The 22,572-nt window shown below is 62.8% G+C and carries 23 protein-coding genes; 14 read left to right on the top strand and 9 right to left on the bottom strand.

All coding sequences use genetic code 11. The annotated features are described in order from the left end of the window. Positions 1–9: 9 nt before the first annotated feature. Positions 10–633, bottom strand: coding sequence for a CDP-alcohol phosphatidyltransferase family protein (locus BFP93_RS19080; protein WP_065894343.1), 624 nt, complete (start codon positions 631–633; stop codon positions 10–12). A 310-nt stretch (positions 634–943) separates the two neighbouring features. On the opposite strand from BFP93_RS19080, the gene hflK (BFP93_RS19075) reads away from it, so the two are divergent. From hflK (BFP93_RS19075) to cfaB, 8 genes are all read left to right on the top strand, one after another. Beyond that, the gene (hflK, locus tag BFP93_RS19075; protein WP_065894379.1) at positions 944–2,848 is read left to right on the top strand and encodes a protease modulator HflK; all 1,905 of its coding nucleotides are present in this window, start codon (positions 944–946) and stop codon (positions 2,846–2,848) included. A 12-nt stretch (positions 2,849–2,860) separates the two neighbouring features. After that, complete coding sequence (hflC, locus tag BFP93_RS19070) at positions 2,861–3,850, top strand: protease modulator HflC (protein WP_065894341.1); 990 nt, start codon at positions 2,861–2,863, stop codon at positions 3,848–3,850. Then, positions 3,847–4,881, top strand: a complete 1,035-nt coding sequence (gene hflK, locus BFP93_RS19065; RefSeq protein ID WP_065894339.1) for a protease modulator HflK — start codon at positions 3,847–3,849, stop codon at positions 4,879–4,881. Before hflC ends, hflK (BFP93_RS19065) begins: the two co-directional genes overlap by 4 nt. Further along, positions 4,878–6,764, top strand: a complete 1,887-nt coding sequence (locus BFP93_RS19060) for a cation-translocating P-type ATPase (protein ID WP_065894337.1) — start codon at positions 4,878–4,880, stop codon at positions 6,762–6,764. The genes hflK (BFP93_RS19065) and BFP93_RS19060 overlap by 4 nt, the downstream gene beginning before the upstream one ends. A 111-nt stretch (positions 6,765–6,875) precedes the next feature. Then, positions 6,876–7,127: a BufA2 family periplasmic bufferin-type metallophore gene (locus BFP93_RS19055; RefSeq protein WP_065886676.1), complete on the top strand. Its 252-nt coding sequence runs from the start codon at positions 6,876–6,878 to the stop codon at positions 7,125–7,127. Positions 7,128–7,189: 62 nt separating this feature from the next. Next, a complete protein-coding gene (locus BFP93_RS19050; RefSeq protein WP_065894336.1) occupies positions 7,190–8,035 on the top strand; it encodes an MNIO family bufferin maturase in 846 nt (281 codons plus the stop codon). Continuing rightward, on the top strand, positions 8,026–8,814 hold the full coding sequence (locus tag BFP93_RS19045) for an HvfC/BufC N-terminal domain-containing protein (protein WP_065894334.1): 789 nt from the start codon (positions 8,026–8,028) through the stop codon (positions 8,812–8,814). The genes BFP93_RS19050 and BFP93_RS19045 overlap by 10 nt, the downstream gene beginning before the upstream one ends. 87 nt (positions 8,815–8,901) lie before the next feature. Beyond that, a complete protein-coding gene (gene cfaB, locus BFP93_RS19040; RefSeq protein ID WP_065894332.1) occupies positions 8,902–10,086 on the top strand; it encodes a C17 cyclopropane fatty acid synthase CfaB in 1,185 nt (394 codons plus the stop codon). 136 nt (positions 10,087–10,222) lie between these two features. Here cfaB and cls read toward each other — a convergent pair whose 3' ends face one another. Continuing rightward, positions 10,223–11,662, bottom strand: coding sequence for a cardiolipin synthase (gene cls, locus BFP93_RS19035; RefSeq protein WP_065894378.1), 1,440 nt, complete (start codon positions 11,660–11,662; stop codon positions 10,223–10,225). A 130-nt stretch (positions 11,663–11,792) separates the two neighbouring features. Between cls and BFP93_RS19030 the strand changes: the two genes are divergently transcribed. Then, on the top strand, positions 11,793–12,314 hold the full coding sequence (locus BFP93_RS19030) for a DUF3617 domain-containing protein (RefSeq protein WP_065894330.1): 522 nt from the start codon (positions 11,793–11,795) through the stop codon (positions 12,312–12,314). Positions 12,315–12,352: 38 nt separating this feature from the next. Here BFP93_RS19030 and BFP93_RS19025 read toward each other — a convergent pair whose 3' ends face one another. Genes BFP93_RS19025 through folE2 form a run of 5 tightly spaced genes read right to left on the bottom strand, consistent with a single transcriptional unit; the run spans position 12,353 to position 16,221 of the window. Continuing rightward, positions 12,353–12,913 (bottom strand): gamma carbonic anhydrase family protein, encoded by a 561-nt coding sequence (locus BFP93_RS19025; RefSeq protein WP_065886671.1) that lies wholly within the window; start codon positions 12,911–12,913, stop codon positions 12,353–12,355. Then, positions 12,910–13,788 carry a metal ABC transporter substrate-binding protein gene (locus BFP93_RS19020; protein ID WP_065894328.1) on the bottom strand — a complete coding sequence of 293 codons (879 nt, stop codon included), beginning with the start codon at positions 13,786–13,788 and terminating at the stop codon, positions 12,910–12,912. The genes BFP93_RS19025 and BFP93_RS19020 overlap by 4 nt, the downstream gene beginning before the upstream one ends. Positions 13,789–13,799: 11 nt before the next feature. Further along, positions 13,800–14,666, bottom strand: a complete 867-nt coding sequence (locus BFP93_RS19015; RefSeq protein ID WP_065894325.1) for a metal ABC transporter permease — start codon at positions 14,664–14,666, stop codon at positions 13,800–13,802. Further along, positions 14,666–15,334: a metal ABC transporter ATP-binding protein gene (locus tag BFP93_RS19010; protein ID WP_065894323.1), complete on the bottom strand. Its 669-nt coding sequence runs from the start codon at positions 15,332–15,334 to the stop codon at positions 14,666–14,668. The genes BFP93_RS19015 and BFP93_RS19010 overlap by 1 nt, the downstream gene beginning before the upstream one ends. Next, positions 15,331–16,221: a GTP cyclohydrolase FolE2 gene (gene folE2 / locus BFP93_RS19005; RefSeq protein WP_065894321.1), complete on the bottom strand. Its 891-nt coding sequence runs from the start codon at positions 16,219–16,221 to the stop codon at positions 15,331–15,333. Before folE2 ends, BFP93_RS19010 begins: the two co-directional genes overlap by 4 nt. Before the next feature lie 128 nt (positions 16,222–16,349). Here folE2 and BFP93_RS19000 point away from each other — a divergent pair, with 128 nt between their 5' ends. Continuing rightward, complete coding sequence (locus BFP93_RS19000; protein WP_065885117.1) at positions 16,350–17,561, top strand: N-acetylmuramoyl-L-alanine amidase; 1,212 nt, start codon at positions 16,350–16,352, stop codon at positions 17,559–17,561. Here the strand turns inward: BFP93_RS19000 and BFP93_RS18995 are convergent. After that, positions 17,558–17,926 (bottom strand): glutamine synthetase, encoded by a 369-nt coding sequence (locus tag BFP93_RS18995; RefSeq protein ID WP_065894319.1) that lies wholly within the window; start codon positions 17,924–17,926, stop codon positions 17,558–17,560. The two genes, BFP93_RS19000 and BFP93_RS18995, sit on opposite strands and share 4 nt — an antisense overlap. A gap of 140 nt (positions 17,927–18,066) precedes the next feature. Between BFP93_RS18995 and zigA the strand changes: the two genes are divergently transcribed. The 3 genes from zigA to BFP93_RS18980 are packed head-to-tail and all read left to right on the top strand — an operon-like array spanning position 18,067 to position 20,926. Beyond that, entirely contained in the window at positions 18,067–19,275 is a 1,209-nt protein-coding gene (gene zigA / locus BFP93_RS18990) for a zinc metallochaperone GTPase ZigA (RefSeq protein ID WP_065894317.1), read from the top strand. Continuing rightward, positions 19,275–19,919 carry a DUF1826 domain-containing protein gene (locus BFP93_RS18985; protein ID WP_065894314.1) on the top strand — a complete coding sequence of 215 codons (645 nt, stop codon included), beginning with the start codon at positions 19,275–19,277 and terminating at the stop codon, positions 19,917–19,919. Before zigA ends, BFP93_RS18985 begins: the two co-directional genes overlap by 1 nt. A gap of 44 nt (positions 19,920–19,963) precedes the next feature. Further along, positions 19,964–20,926, top strand: a complete 963-nt coding sequence (locus BFP93_RS18980) for a CobW family GTP-binding protein (RefSeq protein ID WP_065894312.1) — start codon at positions 19,964–19,966, stop codon at positions 20,924–20,926. On the opposite strand, the gene BFP93_RS18975 is transcribed toward BFP93_RS18980, so the two are convergent. Further along, the gene (locus tag BFP93_RS18975) at positions 20,920–21,315 is read right to left on the bottom strand and encodes a DUF3301 domain-containing protein (protein ID WP_065885122.1); all 396 of its coding nucleotides are present in this window, start codon (positions 21,313–21,315) and stop codon (positions 20,920–20,922) included. The genes BFP93_RS18980 and BFP93_RS18975 overlap by 7 nt on opposite strands. A 117-nt stretch (positions 21,316–21,432) precedes the next feature. Between BFP93_RS18975 and pdxY the strand changes: the two genes are divergently transcribed. Beyond that, entirely contained in the window at positions 21,433–22,305 is an 873-nt protein-coding gene (gene pdxY / locus BFP93_RS18970; protein WP_065894310.1) for a pyridoxal kinase PdxY, read from the top strand. Positions 22,306–22,572: the final 267 nt, after the last annotated feature.

Genomic DNA, 22,572 nt, shown 5'->3' with positions numbered 1-22,572 from the left:
CAAAAATCCTTATGCAATCGGTGAGGTTGCTGATTGTTCCTTGAGGCCGTGGCGCACCCGGTTGACCAGGGTGTAGGCCAGCAGGGCGGCGACCAGCCACATCACTGTGTCGACCCAGCCGGCGCCGAGCCAGCCCAGCGCCACGCCAGTGGCCAGCACGCCGAGTACGAACGCCCGGTCACTCTTGCCCATCGGCCCGTCATAGCGGCGCGATGCGCCCACCATCGGCCCCAATACGCCGGCGTATTCGCTGAACACCGCGAGCAACGTCACCAGCAGCACGGGCGCCAGGCTCACGCCGGGGATCAGCGCAAACGGCAGAATCAATGCGCTGTCGGCGATCACATCGCACAGTTCATTGAGGTAGGCGCCCAGACGTGACTGCTGGCTGAATTCCCGCGCGAGCATGCCGTCGATGGCGTTGAGGGCCATGCGCACGATCATCCACAGCGGGATCAGCGCAAACAGCCAGAGGTGCTGGGCGAAGCCGGCGATCAGCAGGCCCACCAGCACGGAAATGACGCCGGCCAGCACGGTAATCTGGTTGGCGGTGGTGCCGTTGTCATAGAGGCGTTGCACGAGGGGGCGCAGCAAGTTTTGAAAACGCGGCTTGAGCTGATAGATGGAGATCATGAGGGGTGATGCTTCCTTGTCCGTGGACCCGCGAAAAGCTGTTCTGGAGTGTGCCGATTAATTGCAGCGTGCACCAGTGATGTCACGTGTTTATGGGGGTTTAGTCACGGTCTCGAGAAAGCGCAGATTCAAATGTGGGAGGGGGCTTGCCCCCGATAGCGGTGTGTCAGCCAACACCTGTTTTAACAGACCCATGGCCATCGGGGGCAAGCCTCCTCCCACAAGGATCGGCGGCGTGGCCAAAAGCGAACAAAAATTTCACGCCCTGTGTTATATCGTAACGAATTATGTACAAGCGGGCGTTGAGTGGATGCAAGTGGATCTAGAAGCTGACGGCGCTTCGGTTGAAGGCCTGCCGCGCTTTCAGCAAGGGGTGTTCCATGCCCGTCGATTGAGGCAAGCCGGCATCAGCCTGACGGCCGTGGCCGTCACCGGGTGGGTATTGGCGCTGTTTGTCGCGCTGTTTGCACCGGTATCGATCTGGCCGGTGGTGCTGATCAATTGCTCATCGGCGCTGTTGGTGCTGGTCGCCGGGCTGCAGTCGGCGTGGTGGGTCGCCGATTGGCGTGCCCAGGCGCTGGAGGAGCCGGCGGTTGATGCGCCGGTTACAGAAACCGGCCGCTACGCTCGCCTGGTTGAGCGCGTCAGCGATCAGATTGGCGCGCCGGTGTTGTGGTTGTGCGGTTGGTCATTGTTGGCGCTGATCAGCATCATCGAATTCTGGAACCTGACGCTACCCGCCGCAGCCGTCGGTCAGTCCGCCAGTATCGGCGCGGCGCTGGGGTTGGCGCTGGCGTTCGGTTTGTTGGTGTTCGAGCGGCGCCTGGCCCAGCAAACACCTGCGCAATGGCCTGAAGCCTCAGCCCTGGCGCAGCTGTGCCGCGTGGCGATCGGTTGCCTGTTGGTCAGCTCGATTTGCCTGCTGTTCGCCGGTGCCGAGTCGGTGTGGCCGTTGCGCCTGGCAGTGCTGATCGGCCTGCTGCCCGCGCTGGTGGCGCTGGAGTTCCTGCTGCGCGGCGTGCTGTCGCTGTTCAGCCCGCGCCAGCCGCGCCTCGAACCGCGCCTGATCGCGCAGAGCTTTGTCGCCGGCCTGCTGCGCTGGCCACCGCAACCCTTGCTGGCGTTGCAGCATGAATTGCATAACCGCTTCGGCATCGACCTGCGCCAGATTTGGGCGTTTACCTACATGCGCCGCGCCTTCCTGCCGGTGCTGCTGGTGGTGCTCGCGGTAGGCTGGGCGCTGACGGGCGTGCATGAAGTGCCTTTGCAGGGCCGTGGAATCTATGAGCGTTTCGGCAAACCGGTAGAGGTGTTCGGCCCGGGCCTGCACGCTGGGTTGCCCTGGCCGCTGGGCCGCGTGTTGAACGTAGAGAACGGCGTGGTGCATGAGCTGGCGACCAGCGTCAGCGAAACGGCCGCACCCGAGTTGGCCAGCGCCGAAGGTCCGGCGCCGCTGATCGCCAACCGCCTGTGGGACGCCAGCCATGTGAATGATAAATCCCAGGTCATCGCCAGCAGCAGCGGCGACAAGCAGAGCTTCCAGATCGTCAATATGGACGTGCGGTTCGTCTATCGCATCGGCCTGACGGACCAGGCGGCGCTGGCCGCCACCTACCACAGCGCCGATGTCCCGACCCTGATTCGCAGCACCGCCAGCCGGATCCTGGTGCATGAGTTCGCCTCGCGCACCCTTGATGAATTACTCGGCGAACAACGCACCAGCCTGGCCGACGAGATCGGTCGCAGCGTGCAAGCGGACCTGAACGCACTCGACAGTGGCGTGGAAATTCTCGCCACCGTCGTTGAAGCGATCCATCCTCCGGCCGGCGCCGCCAACGCCTACCACGGCGTGCAAGCCGCGCAGATCGGCGCGCAGGCATTGATCGCGCGCGAGCGCGGCGCGGCCAGCGAGCAGACCAACCAGGCGTTGCTGCAGGCCAGCACGGCCCGCGACCAGGCCCAGGCCAACGCCCGCGAAGTGAATGCCGGTGCCCAGGCGGCGAACCTGCGCTTTGTTGCCGAACAAAAGGCCTATGCCGCGGCGGGCCGAGCCTTCGTGCTGGAGCAGTACCTGAGCCAGCTCAGCCAGGGCCTGGCCCACGCCAAACTGCTTATTCTGGATCATCGCCTGGGCGCCGACAGCGCGCCGACGATCGATCTGCGTTCTTTTACCTTGCCGGCCGATCCCTCGGTGCCGCGTAAAGCCGTTCAATAAGGAGTCTGTCTGTTGAGCGCTCATTCCCACGATCACGGTCATCACCACGGCCATCACCACCATCACCATCACGGCGATGAGCAGGCGGCCGGACCTTTTCCCTGGCGACGCATGGCCTGGGCGGCAGTGCTTGTGCTGTTCGCCATCGCGGCGGCGAGCCTGGTGCAGGTGCGTTCCGGCGAGGCCACGGTGATTACCCGGTTCGGCAACCCGGTGCGGGTGCTGCTGCAGCCGGGCCTGGGCTGGCGCTGGCCGGCGCCGTTTGAAGCGGCGATTCCGGTGGACCTGCGCCTGCGTACCACCTCCAGCGGGTTGCAGGATGTGGGCACTCGCGATGGCTTGCGCATCATCGTGCAGGCCTACGTGGCGTGGCAGGTGCAGGGCGATACCGACAATGTGCAGCGCTTCATGCGTGCGGTGCAGAACCAGCCGGACGAAGCGGCGCGGCAGATCCGTACCTTCGTCGGCTCGGCGCTGGAGACCACGGCAGCCAGTTTTGACCTGTCCAGCCTGATCAACACCGACGCCAGCCAGGTACGCATCGCCGAGTTCGAAGCCCAACTGCGCCGGCAGATCGATCAGCAATTGCTCGCCACCTATGGCGTCCGCGTGGCCCAGGTCGGCATCGAGCGGCTGACCTTGCCGTCGGTGACGCTCACCGCCACGGTCGACCGCATGCGCGCCGAACGTGAAACCATCGCCACCGAGCGCACTGCCGTGGGCAAGCGCGAGGCGGCGCAGATCCGCTCGGCGGCCGAGCGTGATGCGCGGATCGTGCAAGCCGAGGCCACGGTCAAGGCCGCTGATATCGAAGCGCAATCGCGGGTCGAGGCGGCGCAGATCTACGGACGTGCCTACGCGGGCAACCCGCAGCTGTACAACCTGCTGCGCTCGCTGGATACCCTGGGTACGGTGGTGACGCCAAGCACCAGGATCATTCTGCGTACCGATGCCGCGCCGTTCCGCGCGTTGGTGGATGGCCCGAAGGATGTTCAGCCATGAGTGAGCGTGACAGCCCGGACAGCCCCTGGATCCAGGCCGGGCGCCTGACGTTCCTGGCGCTGTACGCAGTCACCGTATTGGCGGCGTTGGCCTGGGCGTTTTCCAATGTGCGCCAGATCGACCCGCAGAACCGCGCCATGGTGCTGCACTTCGGCGCCCTCGACCGCATTCAGAACGCCGGGTTGCTGCTGGCATGGCCGCAACCGTTCGAGCAGGTGGTGTTGCTGCCGGCGGCGGACCGGGTGATCGAGCGTCGGGTGGAGAACCTGTTGCGTTCGGATGCGGCGGTGCAGGCGGACCGCGTGGCCAGTTTCGCCACGCCCTTGAGCGATACGCTGGCCGGCTCCGGCTATCTGCTGACCGGTGATGCCGGGATCGTGCAACTGGATGTGCGAGCCTTCTACAAGGTCACCGAACCCTATGCCTTTGTATTGCAGGGCGAGCATGTGCTGCCCGCGCTGGACCGCCTGGTGACGCGCAGCGCGGTTGCCCTGGCGGCGGCGCGGGACCTGGACACTATCTTAGTGGCGCGCCCTGAATTGATCGGCACTGACAACGGCGCCGCCGAGCGCCGCGAACGGCTGCGCGGTGATTTGGTGCAAGGCATCAATCAGCGTCTGGCACAGTTGACCGCCAGCGGCTTGGGGTTGGGTATCGAAGTGACCCGGGTCGATGTGCAATCGAGCCTGCCGGGCCCGGCGGTGAACGCGTTCAACGCGGTACTCACGGCCAGCCAGCAAGCTGACAAAGCGGTGGCCAACGCGCACACCGATGCGCAAAAGCTCACCCAGACCGCCAACCAGGAGGCTGATCGCCAGGTGCAGGTCGCCCATGCCCAGGCCAGTGAACGTCTGGCCAATGCCCAGGCGCAGACCGCCACGGTCGCCGGCCTGGCGCAAGTGAAAGACCCGGGCTTGTTGCTGCGCCTGTACCGTGAACGCTTGCCGAAGATTCTCGGCCAGGCCGGCTCGGTGACCACGGTCGATCCCAAAGACGACGCCCGTTTGATCCTCCAGGGAGCCGAGCAATGAGCGCATCCATGCTGACCACGACTGAACAGCGCAGCGCCGCCCGGCAATTGACCCTGGCCATGCTGGCCCTGGGTTTATTGCTGCTGGGCCTGGTATGGCGCTGGCTGGCGGCGGACCAGAGCGGGGTCAGCCAGCTGTTGCTCGGTGTTGCCTCGCTGCTGGTGGCCGTGCCGGTCATGCGTTCGGCCTGGTACAGCCTGCGCTACCCGAGCCTGCATGGCATCACCGACCAATTGATCGCGCTGGCGATGATGGGCGCCTGGGCCACGGGCGATCTGCTGACCGCTGCCTTGCTGCCGATCATCATGATTTTCGGGCATGTACTTGAAGAGCGCAGCGTGATCGGCTCCCAGGAAGCGATCCATGCGCTGGGCAAGCTCACCCGCAGCCATGCACGCCGGGTGCAGGCTGACGGCAGCATTGTGGAAGTGGACAACGCCACGCTGAACAGCGGTGATGTGGTCGAAGTGCGCGCCGGCGACCGCGTGCCGGCCGATGGCGTGGTGCTGTCGGGCCAGGCCAGCCTGGACACCGCGCCGATTACCGGGGAGTCGGTGCCTCTGGAGGCCAGTGTGGGCGTACAGGTGTTCGGCGGGGCGATCAATCTCGACGGCCTGCTGCGCCTTGAAGTGACGCGCACGGGCAATGAGTCGACCCTGGGCAAGGTCATTGCGCTGATGCAGAACGCCGAGCGGGCCAAGCCGCCGATCACGCGGTTGCTGGAGCGCTATGCCGGTAGCTACATGGTGTTGGTACTGTTGCTGGCGGCGGTCACCTGGTTTGTCACCCACGACGCTCAGGCGATGCTGGCCGTGCTGGTGGCGGCGTGTCCGTGTGCATTGGTGTTGTCAGCGCCGGCGACCGCGATTGCCGGGATCGCGGTCGCTGCACGCCATGGCATCCTGATTCGCAGCTCGGCGTTTCTGGAAGAGCTGGCGGACCTCACTTCGCTGGTCGTCGACAAGACCGGCACCCTTACCTTCGGCACTTTACGCCTGCAGTCCATCCAAACCGCTTCGACCGATCGCCAGGCGTTGCTCAACCTGGCGGCCAGCCTCGGTTCGGCCAGCAGCCATCCGGTCAGCCGTGCGCTGGCGGGGTTGGCGACGCAGGAGCAACTGTTGGCGCTGAGCGATATTCGCGAGCGCCAGGGGCTCGGCGTGGTTGCGCACACGGAACAGGGCGAAGCGGCGCTGGGCCGCCCCGAACTGTTCGAGCAACTGAATATCGTCACCACCTCGGTGCCTGAGCACGACGGCCCGATTGCCGGGCTGGCGCTGAACGGGCAATTCCTGGCTTGGCTGCTGCTGGCCGACAGCGTCAAACCGGAGGCGCGCCAGGCCCTGCAGGAGCTGCGCGAGCTGGGGCTGGGACGCCAACTGCTGCTCACCGGTGACCGCCAGAGCGTGGCCGACAGCCTCGCCGTGAGTGTGGGCATCAGTGAGGTCCAGGCCCAGGCGTTACCGGAAGACAAACTCAACCGGGTGCTGGGAGAGATCGGCAGCGGTTTCCGGCCGATGGTGGTGGGGGATGGGATCAACGACTCCCTTGCACTGAAAGCCGGCGTGGTCGGCGTAGCGATGGGCGCGGGCGGTGCCGATATCGCGCTGGCCTCGGCCGACGTGGTGCTGATCGGCAGCGACCTGCGCCGCCTCGGTACCTGTGTGCGTTTGAGCCGCCAATGCCGACGCACCTTGCAGGTCAACGTGATCATCGGCCTGGGCTGGACGCTGGCCATCGTGGTGTTCGCCGCCTTCGGCTGGCTGGGCGCCGCCGGAGCCATGATTGCCGCCGTGCTGCATAACCTCAGCACCTTGCTGGTACTCGGTAACGCCGGGCGCTTGCTGCGCTTTCAGGAGCCGTTGCTGAAGCTCGACGAATAATTTTTACAAATCTTTGTACAGGGCTGTAACGCGCAAAGGGCGCCTCACTCTAGTGGTGTGTCGAGACTGGGCAATCCGTCCAGACCGACACCATCACCTGAGGACTACACAATGAATATCAAACACGCCGTTTCCGGTGCTGCCCTGGCGATCGCTGCCGCTTCCCTGTTTGCCGGCGTCGCCACCCAGGTACAGGCCGCCGATGCTCCGGTTCATTGCTACGGCGTCACTTCCTGCAAAGGCATGAACGACTGCAAAACCGCTGAAAACGCCTGCAAAGGCCAGGCGGTCTGCAAGGGCCACGGCTTCAAGGCCATGACCCAGGCCGAATGCGACAAGGCCGGTGGCAAAGTCGGCGAGTAACCGACACGCGAGTGCGACCGCAGCGGACACCGCGCCGCTGCGGACACTTCCAGGAGCGCATGATGGTCAGTTCTTTCCCCTCCCTGGGTTACGGCCTGGGTTTACGCAACGAATACTATGAACAGATCCTGGCCCAATCCCCTGCGGTGGATTGGTTCGAAGTGATCTCCGAGAACTACATGGTGCAGGGCGGCAAAGCCTTGTACTACCTGGACGCGATAGCCGAGCGCTATCCCCTGGTGATGCACGGTGTGTCTCTGTCGATCGGTGGGCCCCATGCCATCGATACCGAATACCTCAAGCACATCCAGCAGCTTGCCGCGCGCATCCAGCCGGCGTGGATTTCCGATCACCTGTGCTGGAGCCGGGGCAGCGCCCACCAGTTGCATGACCTGCTGCCCCTGCCTTACACCGAGGAAAGCCTGTACCACGTGGCCAGTCGCGTGCGTCAGGTGCAAGACGTGCTGCAACGCCCGTTGGTGCTGGAAAACGTCTCCAGCTACGTACGCTCCAAGGCAGATGAATTTACCGAGTGGCAATTTCTCAATGCGTTGACGCACCTGACGGGATGCCAACTGCTGCTCGACGTGAACAATGTGTACGTCAGCTCGCGCAACCACGGGTTCGATGCCTGGGAGTTCATTCGCAACCTGCCGCCCGAGAGCATTCGCCAACTGCACCTGGCGGGGCATCTGGATTACGGCGACTACGTGGTCGATACCCATGATCACCCGGTGTGCGACCCGGTGTGGGCGCTCTATCAGCGCACCCTGGAACATCTGGGGCCGGTGTCGACGCTGCTGGAACGCGACGATCATTTTCCGCCATTCGAGGCGTTGCTGGCTGAATTGAGCAAGGCCCGGGAGCTGGGAGCCACTGCTTTGGCCAGGGGTGCGCTATGCGCCTGATCGATTGGCAACTGGCCTTCGAGGCGCATCTGTTGTCTGAAACGTCCACCGCCGCCAGTGGCTTTTCTGCCACCCTGCTCGGCGGCCCGACGCTGGATGTAGACACGGGCCTGGCGATTTATCACAACGCTTACCTGTCGCGCTTACAGGAAGTGTTACGTCATGATTTCGCCGCCATCCGCTACTGGCTGGGTGATGAAGAGTTTGCCGCATTGAGCCAGGCGTATGTTCGGCGCTACCCGCCGGACCATTACAGCCTGCGTTGGCTGGGTGAGCGCTTTGCAGTGTTTATTCTTGAGCATCTGGTGGCCGAACAAAGTATTCCCCTGGCCGAACTGGCGCAGTTGGAATGGGCGTTCACCCTGGCCTTTGACGCGCCTGGGGGCGAGCCGCTGACCCTCGACCATATGGCGCAACTGACGCCCGAGGACTGGCCGCACTTGCGCGTATCGCTGGCACCTTCAGTGCAACACGTGCTGTGCCGTTTCAATACAGTGGCGATCTGGCGGGCCAACAAGGATGAATCGGACTTTCCCGGCAGCCAGGCGCTGGACGTGGCACAGGTGTGCCTGGTGTGGCGTCACCGCAACCTGTGCCAGTACCGCAGCCTGGAACCGGATGAGGCCCGTGCCCTGGCAGGCATGACGACCACCGGCTGGAACTTTTCAGAACTGTGCATCGAGTTGACAGTCACTTATGGAGAGGGTGCGCCACTGCAAGCGGCCACGTGGTTGAAACAGTGGATCCAGGACGGGTTGCTCGAACGTCGGGCTTCATAGCAGGCAGTTATTTAATCGATAGCTTCCTACTTTATTTGGGATGGTCTACCCTCACTCCAGACGTCTGAAACAAGGGGGGGACTACTCATGCTCGCGCAACTTCCACCGGCCTTACAGAATCTTCAGCTACCGCTGCGTCTGCGACTCTGGGACGGCCATGAATTCAACCTGGGCCCGGAGCCCAGTGTGACCATTGTGGTGAAGGACCCTACGGTCGTCACACAGCTGACCCATCCCACGCTCGACTCACTGGGCGAAGCCTTCGTCGAGGGCAAGCTGGACCTGGAAGGCTCCATTGCCGAGGTGATCAGGGTATGTGACGAATTGAGTCACGCCTTGATCGACGACGACGACGGACCTCGCCCGGTGCGCTCGATCCACGACAAGGCAACCGACGCGGCGGCCATCTCCTACCACTACGACCTGTCCAATGAGTTCTACCAGCTATGGCTGGACCAGGACATGGCGTATTCCTGCGGTTATTTCGAAACCGGCAGCGAGTCCATCGACCAGGCCCAGCAAGACAAATTTCGCCACCTGTGCCGCAAATTGCGCTTGCAGCCGGGTGAGTATCTTCTCGATGTAGGCTGTGGCTGGGGCGGGCTGGCGCGGTTTGCGGCGCGGGAGTTCGGCGTCAAGGTGTTCGGGATTACCTTGAGCAAGGAACAACTGGCCCTGGCCAGAGAGCGGGTCAGGGCCGAAGGCCTTGAAGAGCAGGTCGACCTGCAGTTGCTCGACTATCGCGACCTGCCTCAGGATGGCCGTTTCGACAAGGTGGTGAGCGTGGGCATGTTTGAACATGTCGGCCACGCGAACCTGGCGCAATACTGCCGGATTCTGCACGGCGCCGTGCGCGAAGGCGGCCTGGTGATGAACCATGGCATTACCGCCAAGCATACCGACGGTCGTCCCGTGGGCCGTGGTGCCGGGGAGTTTATCGAGCGCTATGTATTCCCCAATGGCGAGCTGCCGCACCTGGCAATGATGACGGCCGAAATCAGCGAAGTCGGCTTGGAAGTGGTGGATGTCGAAAGTCTGCGCCTGCACTACGCCCGCACGCTGGACCACTGGAGCGAGCGCCTGGAGGACAACCTCGAAGCGGCGACGAAGATGGTGCCGGAGCACGCTTTGCGTATCTGGCGCCTGTACCTGGCCGGTTGCGCCTATGCGTTTGCGCGGGGCTGGATCAACCTGCACCAGATCCTGGCGGTGAAACCCCATGCCGATGGCAGCCATGAACTGCCGTGGACGCGGGAAGATATCTACCGCTGAATGTGGGAGGGGGGCTTTTTGTAGGAGCGAGCTTGCTCGCGAAAAACTCACAGGCACCGCGTTCATTCAGGAAGGACGCGTTATCGTTGACGTTTTTCGCGAGCAAGCTCGCTCCTACCGAGTGCCACCTGTGTGTTTAAAGGATGGGTGAGATCAAGCGCGCCACCCGCATGCCCAACTGCTGCAGGCGCCGGGTCTCGCGGCTTTCTTCCTGGCTGACTTCATGGGCCTGGGCGAAGTCGTCCAGCAGCATCTGCTCCACCTCTTTGGCGAAGGCTTCGTCGACCGTCAGCAACATCACTTCGAAATTCAGCCGGAACGAACGGTTGTCCATATTCGCACTGCCGATGGCGCTGATTTCGCTGTCTACCAGCACCACTTTTTGATGCAGGAACCCGGGGGTGTAGCGGAACACCCGCACGCCGGCGCGTACCGCTTCGATGGCATAGAGGCTGGAGGCGGCGTACACGATGCGGTGGTCGGGACGCGAGGGCAGCAGCACGCGCACATCCACGCCGCGCAGGACGGCCAGGCGCAGGGCGGCGAACACCGCTTCGTCGGGGATGAAATACGGGCTGGTGATCCACACGCGCTGGGTCGCGGCATGAATGGCCTCGACGAAAAACAGCGAGCAGGTTTCGTACGGGTCCGCCGGCCCGCTGGCGAGCAATTGACAGAGCACGCCGTCTTCCGGATAAGCGTCCGGCAGGATCAGCGGCGGCAATGCCCGCGCGGCCCAGAACCAGTCCTCGGCAAACGACTCCTGCAAGCACGCCACCACCGGGCCGGTGACCTGCACGTGGGTATCGCGCCACGGTGACAACGGCGGCTTTTTGCCGAGGTATTCATCGCCCACATTGTGCCCGCCGACAAACCCGGTGACGCCGTCCACTACCACGATTTTGCGATGGTTGCGAAAGTTGACCTGGAAGCGGTTCAGCCAGCCACTGCGGGTGGCGAAGGCCTTGACCTTCACCCCGGCGTCGCGCAGCGATTGTACGTAGCGATGGGGCAGGGCGTGGCTGCCGATACGGTCGTAGAGCACGTAGATGTCCACGCCTTCGGCCGCCTTGGCCGTGAGTAACCGGTGCAGTTGGCGGCCGAGGTCATCGTCGTGAATGATAAAAAACTGGAACAGTACGGCGGTTTTCGCGTTGCCGATGGCCTCGAAGATGGCGCTGAAGGTGGCGTCGCCATTGACCAGCAACTGCACCTGGTTATTGGCCAGGCAGGGCATGCGACCCAATTTGGGCATGGCGCGCAAGGACGCGTAGGCACTGGAGTTGCGTGCGGCCAGCGCTTCCTCGACCCACGGGCGCCAGTTCAGTTCGGCGATTGCCCGGTGCATTTCCTGGTTGGCCTGGCGACGCGCCTGGATGTAGGCATCGAAGGTGCTGCGCCCGAAAATCAGGTAGGGAATCAGCGTGAGATAGGGCATGAACATCAACGACAACGCCCAGGCAATCGAGCCTTGGGCGGTCCTGACGGTCAGTACCGCATGGACTGCGGCGAGGCTCCCGAAAAAATGCAGCGTGGCAATGAAGTAGGCGAGCAGGTGCGGGCCAAAAAAATCCATGAACGACATCACTCCGGGCAGTCCAGTGCGTAACAGACCATGTTCCACAGTGAATGTCGCTATTTTATTTGCCGTGCAACACTGGCGCCTTTGCGGCGTCTAACGCCCACCATTGCCCAGGAGTTACCCGATGAATGCTCGTCTGCTGTGTTTGTCCATGGTTGTTGGTTTGTCGCTGCCGTTGGCGGCGCAGGCGCAGATGTTGGCGCCGGGCTTGTGGGAATTGACCACCAGCAATATGAAAGTCGATAACCAGGACCTGCCGGACCTGTCGCTGATCCTCGGTCAGCTCAAGCAACAGATGACCCCCGAACAGCGCGCCATGCTGGAAAAACAAGGCATTACCATGGCCGGTAAAGGCGTGCAGGTGTGCCTGACGCCGGCTCAGGTCGCCTCCGATTCCATCCCCCTGACCGACCCGCAGTCGGGCTGTAAACAGCAAGTGACCGACAAGACCGGCAACCAGTGGAAATTCCGCTTCAGTTGCCCGAAAGCCCAGGGTGTGGGGGTGGCGACGTTCCAGAGCCAGAAAGAATTCACCACCACCGTCAACGGCACCTTCAATGCCACCGGCATCCAGCAAAAGGGCAGCCTGGACACTCACGCCCAGTGGCTGGGTAACGATTGCGGCACCGTCAAACCTCGCGCCTGACCCAGCCGGGCATTGCCAATCAACACCCGATTCCTGCTTCAGAACTCGTTTTGCAGGGCCTTGTAACCGCGCACCAGGTCGACATTGGTGCGCGCCACGTCTTCGGAAAACTCCGAGGCGCTGACACTCACCGGCGGGAATTGCGACAGGTCGGTAGTGGGCCCGATGCGGGTGGTGGAGGGGACATAGAAGGCTGCGGGCAGGTCGCGCCCGTCCACCACCGAGTTGTGCCGCACCACGCAGCCGTCGCCCACGGCGCAGTTGAACAGCACGCTGTTGAAGCCGATGAACACGCGGTCGCCGACGGTGCAGGGGCCATGCACGATGGAGCGGTGCGCAATCGAGGTGAACTCGCCGATGGTCACGGCGGCGCCGGACTTGGAGTGGATCACCACGCCGTCCTGAATATTGGAATTGGCACCGATGGTAATGGGGTCCATGGCGCCGCTGGCGTCGACCTCGTCGGCGCGGATCACGGCGTAGGGGCCCACAAACACGTTTTCGCCGATGATGACCTTGCCGCAGATGATCGCGGTTTTGTCGACATAGGCCGATTCGGCTATTACCGGCAGATCGCCGGAAGGGTTCTTGCGAATCATGGTTTGCCCAGCGCGGCGCACAAGGTGTTGAGGTTGTACTCGAACAGCCCGGTAAAGGTGCTGGCCGGGCCTTCTGCGGCCAGGGCATCGGAGTACAGCGTGCCGCCGATCTGCGCGCCGCTTTCGTCGGCAATTTGCTTGAGCAGGCGTGAGTCCTTGATGTTTTCCATGAACACGGCCTTGACCTTGTCCTTGCGGATCTGGGTGATCAACGCGGCCACTTCGGCGGCCGACGGTTCGCGCTCGGTGGACAGGCCTTGGGGCGCGAGGAACTGGATACCGTAGGCCTGGCCCAGGTAACCGAAGGCGTCATGGGAGGTGACGATACGGCGGTTACCCGCAGGCAGCGCGCCGAACCTGGCCTTGGCTTCGGCCAGCAGGCGGTAGATGTCTTTCAGGTAGGCCTGGCTGTTGCGCATATAGTCCGCCTGGTTGGCAGGGTCGGCGGCCACCAGCGCCTTGGTGATGTTGTTGACGTAGATCTCGGCATTGGCCAGGTTGTGCCAGGCGTGCGGGTCGGGGATGGTCTCGCCGTCCTCGTCCATGGTGTGGGAGATTACGCCCTTGCTGGCGGTGACCACAGTGGCCCGGGTTTCGGTGCTGGTCACCAGGCGGTCCAACCAGGGCTCGAAGCCCAGGCCGTTCTTGATGATGAGCCTGGCCTTGAGCAGCGCCTTGGCGTCGTCCGGCGTGGGCTCGTAGGTGTGGGCGTCGGCGTCCGGGCCGACCATGTTGCTGATCTGGATGTGATCGCCACCAATCTGATGGGTGATGTCATCGAGGATACTGAAGCTGGTGACCACCTGGAGTTTGTCGGCGGCCTGGGACATCGACAGCGGCAGCAGCAGGCTGAACAGCACGAGTAGAGCGCGCATCGGAAAACACCTCATTGGGATGACAGCAAGGGCGGGCGGCGCAGCAAGCCGTGCACCGGACCGAAGACCACGGACAGCAAATACCCGGCGCCCGCCACCAGCACGATGGCCGGGCCGCTGGGCAGTGAGTAATAGAACGACAACAGCAGACCCAGCCATACCGACAGGCATCCCAGCACTGCCGATACCGCGATCAACACCGGCAGGCGCCGGCTCCAGAAGCGTGAAGCGATGGCCGGCAGCATCATCAAACCCACCACCATCAAGGCGCCAATGGCCTGGAAACCGATCACCAGGTTCAGCACTACCAGGGTCAGGAACAGTCCGTGGGCGAGCGGGCCCAGGCGGCTGACGGTTTGCAGGAACAGCGGGTCGAGGGTATCGAGCAACAGCGGTTTGTAGATCAGCGCCATGGCAATCAGGCTGAAGCCGGTCACCCACAGCATGCCGGTGAGGGTGGTTTCATCCACGGCCAGCGCGGAGCCGAACAGCAGGTGCAGCAGGTCCAGGCGCTTGCCGGCGATGCCAAGAATCAACACGCCGGCGGCGAGGGAGATGGGGTAGATGGCGGCGAGGCTGGCGTCTTCGCGCAGGCCGGTGCGACGGGTGATCCACGCGGATAACCCCGCCATGCCCAGCCCGGCGCCGAGGCCGCCGAGGGTCAACGCGGGCAGGCTCAGCCCGGCGAACCAGAAGCCCAGGGCGGCGCCGGGCAGAATGCCGTGGGCCACCGCATCACCGATCAGGCTCATGCGCCGCAGGATCAAAAACACCCCCAGCGGCGCTGTGCTGCAGGCCAGCACCAGCCCGCCGATCAGCGCGCGGCGCATAAACACGAAGTCGACAAAGGGCATCCACAAGTGGGCGGCAACATGCATCAGGCCACCTGCAATTGCGGTTGTGGACGAATCAACTCTTTACTCGGGCCCAGCACGCAGCCTGTGCTTTTGATGTGCAGCACGTCCGGTGTGTGGTGGCGCACCGACGCCAGGTCATGACAGACCACCATCAGCGTGCGGCCTTCTTCATGCCAGGCATGGATATGTTTCCAGCACAGCGCCTGGCCTTCCTCATCAAGGGCAGCGTGGGGTTCGTCGAGCAGCAACACCGGCGAGTTGGTCAGGCTCATGCGGGCGAGCAAGGCGCGTTGCAGTTGCCCGCCGGACAGGGCCATTAACGGGCGTTGCTCCAGACCGCTCAGGCACCAGTCTTCCAGCGCGGCGTGCAGGCGCTCGTTGCGTTGCGGTGACGTGAGCCGAGTGCCCCACAATCCTGCAGCGACCAGTTCCTGCAGGCTGATGGGGAACTGCCGGTCCAGGTATTGCTGCTGGGGCAGGAAGGCCAGGCCGCCGCGCCGTGGAACATCGACGCTGACCTTTCCTGTCAGCGGCTTCTGCAAGCCGGCGATGACCTTGAGCAGGCTGCTTTTGCCACAGCCATTGGGGCCGATGACGCCGGTGAGGCTGCCTTTTTCCAGGGTGAAATCCACGGCGGGGGTGAGCGGTTGGCCAGGAGCGCCCCAGCGCAACGCAGTGCAGGTGATCATGTGGAAGGTCTCGTCCAGCGGCTTTCGGCCACGGCATCGTGCGCGTGCAGGCTTTCGGCGTGGACCACTTTGAGGTGAAAGGCCTTGACCGCATCCGAGCGCTTCAAGGCGAGATTAAGGCGGCGGGCGGCGTCCTCGCAGAACATCAGGTTCTGCCCATTGGCCAGGGCGAAGGCTTGCTCATCGGCACGTTTCACCGCAGTTTGCACGGCGGTGCCGAGGGCGGCTTCGGCGCTGTTGATCAGGTCGACAATTGGCAATTGCTCGCCCTGCAGGTGCACATGCAACTGCGCGCTGCTGCGTTGGCTGTGGGGGGTGGCGACAATGCCGTTGGCGCTGCCGAGCCAGGTCAACACGTCTGCATGCTGCAATGGCGTGTTGGCGAAATCGTCGAGAAATTGCTGTTGAATCAATTGCCTGGCGAGGGCGGCGGAGCATGGGCAGGTTGATGAGTAGGTCACGTCAATTTTTAGTTCCACGTGGAACATCTGGTTTTCCAGACGCGCCTCAATGCTGACCGGGTAGCGTTTCCAACCGTCCAAAGGGCTGACTAGAGCCGGGCGTTTCAACAGCAAGTTGGTGTGGATACGCAGGTAGGCGTTATTAGATAAATCTTCATGTGTGTCGAGAAAGCGCTGCAGTACATTACGCAGAAGTGCAGGCGTCAGCGGCTGCTGATCGAACATTTCCAGTGCCAGGTACAGGCGTGACATATGAATGCCACGGGCCGATCCATCGTCCAGGCTCACACCGGCATCGGCGGTGGCGAGCAGGCGTTGGCCATCAAACAGGACAGGCAAGGCCACGCCGCACATGCCCACCCAGTCGAGTGGCAAGGCTTGGCGTGAAGCCTGCGCGGCGATATCCGGCAGAGTCAGCGCATTCATAAGCAGGTCCATCGTTGGCAATAATTAGACATGTTATAGTATAACAATAACATTCACGATGAATTTTCTGCTCCAGCCTTTCTTCAGTCACGTCGAGCAGGGACGCTCCCTTATTCGCGGTATCGGTCATGCACAGACGTCAGCTCCTCAACCTGCTGTTGCTCAGCCCCCTGTTCGCCTTGCCGCCGGGGGCTTACGCCACGCAGATCCGCAATGCGCGCCTGTGGCGTTCGGCCGATAAGCTACGGCTGGTCTTCGACCTCAGCGGCCCGGTGCACTACAAGACGTTTTCACTGACCGCCCCGGAACGCTTGATCATCGACCTGAGCGGCGCAGGGCTCAGTGGCGATTTCTCCCAGTTGGCGCTCAAGAACAGCGGAATTACCTCGATCCGCTCCGGGCATTTTGGCCAGAACGACACCCGCATCGTGCTGGACCTGGCCGCGCCGATGCAGCTCAACAGCTTCCTGTTACCGCCCCAGGAGGGCCAGGGCCACCGCCTGGTGCTCGACCTGACCCGCGCCACACAGGCGCCTCGTCAAATCGCCGCCGAACCTGCGCCCTTGATCGCGCCGGTGGATAAAACCCATCCCCGGCGCGACATCATTGTGGTGGTCGACCCGGGTCACGGCGGCAAGGACCCCGGCGCGATCGGCTCCAAGGGCCAGCGGGAAAAGGACGTGGTGCTGTCGATCGCTCAGTTGCTGGCCAAACGCTTGAAGCGCGAAAAGGGTTTTGACGTGAAGCTGGTGCGCAACGATGACTTTTTCGTGCCTTTGCGCAAGCGCGTGGACATCGCCCGTCAGCACAAAGCCGATATGTTCATCTCCGTGCATGCCGACGCCGCACCAAGGCTTACTGCTTCGGGGGCCTCGGTGTACGCGTTGTCCGAAGGCGGCGCCACCTCGGCGACCGCTCGCTTCATGGCGCAGCGCGAAAACGGCGCGGACCTGTTGGGCGCCACGACGTTACTCAACCTCAAGGACAAGGACCCGATGCTCGCGGGAGTAATCCTCGACATGTCGATGAACGCCACCATCGCCTCCAGCCTGCAACTGGGCAGCTCGGTGCTGGGTAGCCTGCAAAATATCACCAGCCTGCATCAGAAGCGGGTGGAGCAGGCCGGATTTGCGGTGCTCAAATCACCGGACGTGCCGTCGATCCTGGTCGAGACCGGCTTTATCTCCAACACCCAGGACGCCCAGCGGCTGGTAACGGCGCGCCATCAACAGGCGGTTGCCGATGGCCTGTTCGACGGTCTGAAAAAATACTTCGAGAAAAACCCACCGATGAACAGCTACATGGCGTGGGCGCAGGAACAGAAGAAAGGCCAGGTCTAGCAGCCGGTGATGCGGCTGCAGGTGAATGTGGCGCTGGCTCCGCCGGAACTGGAGAAGCGGTTGAGCGTGGTCCAGCCCACGCGCCGCGTGTAGCCGACCCACGCCTCACCGTCCGATGCCAACCCGGTGAAGAACGTCAGCTGCCCGTAGCGGCTGTTGGTTTGTGCCCAGAAGCGTTTGCCGATCACTTCGAAACCGCGCAAATACGTGGTGCTGCCGACGGTCGCCACGCTGTAGGCATTGCCCAGCGGGTCTACGCAGGCCAGCAGGTTGGCGCTGCGCGTGCAGTGGGCCGACAGGCTTGGGGATTGAGCACAGGCAGGTCCCGCCGCTGCCAATAGCAGGATGTACCACAGGCGTTTCATCGGGTTTCTCTGGGGTTGGGAGGTGATCAAGCTTCGCGCCCTTCGTCACGCAGAGCAAGGAGGGTTGGCTTGTTTGTATTGTTATAATATAACATAAAACAAAGCCTGGCTTGACCGGGCAGCCTGATGAGAGCGACCTGATGCCCAATCGTCTACCCGTTACCGTGTTGTCCGGCTTTCTCGGCGCCGGTAAAAGCACCCTGCTCAACCACGTACTGCGCAACCGCGAACACCTGCGCGTGGCGGTGATCGTCAACGACATGAGCGAAATCAACCTCGACGGCAGCGAGGTCCAGCGTGACGTCACCCTTAATCGCGCCGAAGAAAAGCTGGTGGAGATGAGCAACGGCTGCATCTGCTGCACGTTGCGTGAAGACCTGCTCGAAGAAGTCGGCAAGCTTGCCAGGGAAGGCCGGTTCGATTACCTGCTGATCGAATCCACCGGCATTTCCGAACCCATGCCTGTGGCCGAAACCTTCACCTTTCGCGATGAAAACGGGCAAAGCCTGGCGGATATCGCGCGCCTGGACACCATGGTCACCGTGGTCGACGGCATGAATTTCCTGCTCGACTATCAAGCCGCGGAAAGCCTGGCCTCACGCGGGGAAACCCTGGGGGAAGAGGATGAGCGCTCGATCACCGACCTGTTGATCGAACAGATCGAGTTCGCCGATGTGATACTGATCAGCAAGATCGACCTGATCGGCAGCCACGAGCGCCAAGAGCTGATGGCGATCCTCGAACGGCTCAATGCCCAGGCACACATCATCCCGATGGTGATGGGGCAGGTGCCGCTGCACACCATCCTCAACACCGGGCGCTTTGATTTCGAACGGGCCGCCCAGGCCCCGGGCTGGTTGCAGGAATTGCGCGGCGAGCACGTGCCGGAAACCGAAGAGTACGGCATCGCTTCCACCGCTTATCGCGCGCGCCGCCCCTTCCACCCGCAGCGGTTTTTCGACTTCATCGACCGCCCCTGGGTGAACGGCAAGCTGTTGCGTTCCAAGGGTTTTTTCTGGCTGGCCAGCAAACACCAGGACGCCGGGAGTTGGTCCCAGGCCGGCGGTTTGATGCGCCATGGCTTTGCCGGGCGCTGGTGGCGCTTCGTGCCGAAAAGCCAGTGGCCGCAAGACGAAGAAAGTGTCGCGGCAATCATGGGCAACTGGCAGCCGAGCACTGGCGATTGCCGTCAGGAACTGGTGTTCATCGGGCAGAACATTGATTTTGCGCAGATGCGCGCCGAACTTGACCAGTGCCTGCTCACTGACGAAGAAATGGCCCTGGGCGTCGAAAGCTGGCGTCAGTGGGTCGATCCCTTTGGCCCCTGGTATGAGGAGGCAGCCGCCTGATGCTGGCCCCGGTTATTCCCCTGCGCCCCGTGATCCGCCAGACCTGCGGCGAAACCCCGCTGGCGCTCTCCGATATCCTCGAAGACGGCGTGAACCTGGCGCTGTGGCAGCGCCAATTGCCGCTGCATATCGCTGAGTTCGGTGCGTTGTTGGTGTCGCTCGATGAGCCGTTGGCCGAAGCATTGGTCATCGAATTGAGCGACGAAGACACCACGCCGAACTTGCAGGGCCTGGCGTCCGGTTGCCGTGATCTTGAAGGCTATGACGGCTTTATCGCCGATGTCTCCTGGCTGGTCAGCGCATTCGCCTGCCTGCTAGGCGCCAGGCGCATCGGCGTGCGTTTGCGCTTGCTGGACAAGGCGATGTGCCCGCGTTTCCATGTCGACCATGTGCCTGTGCGGCTGATCACTACCTACGCGGGCATTGGCAGCCAGTGGCTGCGCGAAGGCGTCATGGACCGCCGCCGCTTGAGCCAACCTGACGCAGAACCCGCCGAGCGCATCGAGCAAATCCACTGCGGTGAAGTGGCGCTGCTCAAGGGTACAAAATGGCACGGCAACGAAAATCATGGCCTGATTCACCGCTCGCCCGCCCTGAACGCGAATGAGCGTCGCTTGATTCTCACGCTGGATTGGCTCGCATAAACGCGTAGGATCAAACGCTCTACACGGTCTGAATGATGCCACCCATGCTGCAGAACATTCCCACCCACGTGATTGCCGGGCCCTTGGGCGCCGGCAAGACCAGCCTGATCAAACACCTGCTTGCCCAACGCCCGGCCAACGAGCGCTGGGCGGTGTTGATCAACGAGTTCGGGCAGATCGGCCTGGACGCGGCCTTGCTTACGCAAGAGGAGGATGGCATTGCCCTGGGCGAGGTGGCGGGCGGCTGCCTGTGTTGCGTGAATGGTGCGCCGTTCCAGGTAGGCCTGGGTCGGTTGTTGCGCAAGGCCAGGCCGGATCGGCTGTTTATCGAGCCTTCGGGCCTGGGCCATCCGGCGCAGTTACTCAAACAACTAGGCCAGGCGCCATGGCAGGAGGTGCTGTCGGTTCAGCCCTGCGTGCTGGTGCTGGACGCTCAAGCCCTGGCAGCGGGCAAACCCTTGCCGCCGGCGCAGCAGGAGGCGCTGGCCAGTGCCGGCCTGCTGGTGTTGAACAAGGATGAGACGCTGGATGCGCGGCAGCGTCAGGCCATAGCGCAGCAATTACCCGGCAACGCGATTTATTGGACGCGTCAGGCACGGTTGCCCATCGAGCAACTGCCTGGTTTGAAGGCACAGGCGGGCGGGGTTGTGGATAACTTCGTGGTGCCCAAAGGCTTGGCGCACATGGAGGCGGTCTGGAGCGACGCCGCGCTGCCGATCTGCCTGAGTCAGGCCCGGGAGGACGGCTGGAGTATCGGCTGGCGCTGGCACCCGAGCCAGCAATTTGATCCGCAGCGCTTGAAGCAGTGGCTGACAAACCTGGAATGGCGTCGTGCCAAACTGGTTATCCACAGCCGTGAGGCCTGGGTATCCGCCAATGCTGTGGATAACAGCCCATTGGTCTGGCAGCCCAGCGAATGGCGCCGCGATTCGCGTATCGAACTGATCTTCAGCGCACCCCAGGACGTGGCGGCATTGCAGGCTGCCCTGGTGGCCTGCCGTTACTGACGGTTCTTGGTGGCGTGGTCCTGGCGCCACTGGCTCAGTTCGATGACGTCGGCGCTGGGCAGCGGCTCCTTGGCTTCGAACGGGTAGGGCGCCAGTTCGATCTGCGCGCTGTGGGCGCCAAATTGAGTGATGGTGCCGCTGTGGCGAGTCTCGCCCGTGACGGTGAACTCGAAATTGTAGACGCGTGCCAGACGGCGCCGACCCTTGGCATCCTTCACCAAACCGATGCGTTTCAACGCCACTGCGCCGTCGAGCAGTTCGATGTCGAGCTTGGCGCAGTGCTGCTTGACCCGCTCCAGCGCCCGCTCGCGCAGGCCATGGTTGTGCCAGACCCACGCGGCGCCGGTCGCCAGCAGCATCAACACGAACATGTTTCCCAGGGTCAGCATTCCATGAACTCCAACAAAGTGAGCGCAGCTTAACTGTGTCGCCGGTCTGTCGTACAGGCTGCGTTTAGTCGCATACTGCGCGGCCAGAATTTCAACGGCTTTATGGAAATCTCCTGCATGAAACGTACACCCCATCTGCTTGCGATCCAGTCTCATGTGGTCTTTGGCCACGCCGGAAACAGCGCCGCCGTGTTCCCCATGCAGCGGGTCGGGGTGAATGTATGGCCGCTCAACACGGTGCAGTTCTCCAACCACACACAGTATGGCCACTGGGCGGGCGAAGTGCTGGCGCCGCAGCAAATTCCGGCACTGGTGGAAGGTATCGCGGCGATCGGCGAGCTGGGTAACTGCGATGCGGTGCTGTCCGGCTACCTGGGCAGCGCGGCTCAGGGACGCGCCATTCTAAGTGGGGTGGCGCGGATCAAAGCGCTCAATCCCAAGGCGATGTACCTGTGCGACCCGGTGATGGGCCATCCGGAAAAGGGCTGCAGCGTGCCCCAGGAAGTCAGTGATTTCCTGCTCGACGAGGCTGCGGCCATGGCGGATTTCCTGTGTCCTAACCAGCTGGAGCTGGACAGTTTTGCCGGGCGCAAGCCGCAATCGCTGTTCGATTGCCTGGCGATGGCCAAAGCCTTGCTGGCGCGCGGGCCGAAGGCGGTGCTGGTCAAGCATCTGGATTACCCGGGCAAGCTGCCGGACGGCTTCGAGATGTTGCTGGTGACGGCCGAGGGCAGTTGGCACTTGCGCAGGCCGCTCCTGGCCTTCCCGCGCCAGCCGGTGGGTGTGGGTGACCTGACGTCGGGGCTGTTCCTGGCGCGGGTGCTGTTGGGTGATAGCCTGGTGGCGGCGTTCGAGTTCACGGCGGCGGCGGTGCATGAGGTGCTGCTGGAGACCCAGGCCTGCGCCAGTTATGAACTGGAACTGGTGCGGGCGCAGGATCGAATCGCCCATCCCCGGGTACGCTTTGAGGCGATGCCGATCAGCCTGTGAATACATAGAACCCAATGTGGGAGGGGGCAAGCCCCCAGCAGCCTATGACTATCTTGCTGATGCTCCACAATCCAAATGTGGGAGGGGGCTTGCCCCCGATGGCGGCCTCTGGGCCGACCAGGATGCTGGATTGGAAAGAGTACATATCCGTTTCTGCGGTAACGGCTGCTAACGGTTCCGCTTTTACAGCGGCTCACTTTTGAAAAGCGCAAAAGTAAGCAAAACGCTCTTGCCCCACCACTCGGCACCTCGCCTAGGCTCGGTGTG

Origin of the sequence: Pseudomonas sp. 44 R 15 (assembly GCF_900004965.1) — a bacterium.
Taxonomy (GTDB): Bacteria; Pseudomonadota; Gammaproteobacteria; order Pseudomonadales; family Pseudomonadaceae; genus Aquipseudomonas; species Aquipseudomonas orientalis_A.
The sequence above is the reverse complement of the archived record's forward strand: the minus strand, read 5'-3'. Positions and strand labels throughout refer to the sequence as shown.